The organism is Bacillus sp. JJ1127 (assembly GCF_036965845.1).
GTDB lineage: Bacteria > Bacillota > Bacilli > Bacillales > Bacillaceae_G > Bacillus_A.
In genome coordinates this window covers 12,509-13,343 of the sequence record NZ_JBALQK010000148.1, presented here as the reverse complement: position 1 = coordinate 13,343, position 835 = coordinate 12,509, and the positions used below count along the sequence as shown (strand labels likewise).

General features: G+C 32.6%; 1 protein-coding gene and 1 pseudogene. Both read left to right on the top strand.

All coding sequences use genetic code 11. The features are described from left to right. Nucleotides 1-153 precede the first annotated feature (153 nt). Nucleotides 154-396: a DUF3977 family protein gene (locus V7183_RS15360; protein WP_335360083.1), complete on the top strand. Its 243-nt coding sequence runs from the start codon at nt 154-156 to the stop codon at nt 394-396. Nucleotides 397-649: 253 nt separating this feature from the next. Beyond that, nucleotides 650-835 (top strand): annotated as a pseudogene (locus V7183_RS15355) (tetratricopeptide repeat protein); the annotation flags it as partial.

Below are 835 nucleotides of genomic sequence, written 5' to 3'. Positions count from 1 at the left end.
AATGGATTTATATAGCAACGATTTCAGTTGTAAAGAAGTAGAGTGCTAGAAATCTACTTCTTTTATATGTAAGCGTATGTTTTGTCGGAATCTGCGCTTACCTAGGAAATAAAAGAGTGTTTAGAAAAAGAATTTCCTAAAGGAGAGTTATAAGTGAAATACATAGAAATTGGAATCGGAAATAGGTGGTTCATTCGAACAGAAACAGAACGGGAAGATGGAACGGAATTTGAGAAAAAAGGGATTGTGAAACCTATTTATTTCGAATCATGTTATTTACGGATTTGGTTTAGAAAGACTTGTTTAATCTTTGATTCAAAAGAAGGATTTAAGAAAGTAAAAAAGAAACGGGATGAGTATAAGTTTATTTTTGGGATTGTGAGTAGGCTACAATAAAAAAAGAGGTGTCTATTTATAAGGATTGTGGCCTTCGTAGTAGGGATACCGTCAAGATTTTGACGTAAAACCCAGGCTAAGATATTTTATGGAAGTGAATAAGGGATTTTTTGTACGCTAAGCGTTCTGTGTTGTAATAAACACAATATTCAGTCATTTATTTATCAATTTACAGGGAAGGTATTTTTCTGCGCAATTTACAGAATTATGGTAATATTTAGAGGGATAGAGAATATCGAGGGGGGCGTAGTGAATGAGCACAGGTGTTTTCGCGCATGAAGTAATCATGAAGCAACTTAACGATCTGTATCAATTGATGTTATCACAGCAGTTAATAAAAGCAACAGAATTAAAAAAAGAAATAGATGAGAAAGTAGAGCACATTAAGCATACAGAAAAAGAGGAAAAACAAAATCAGAATTTATTATTATATTATTCC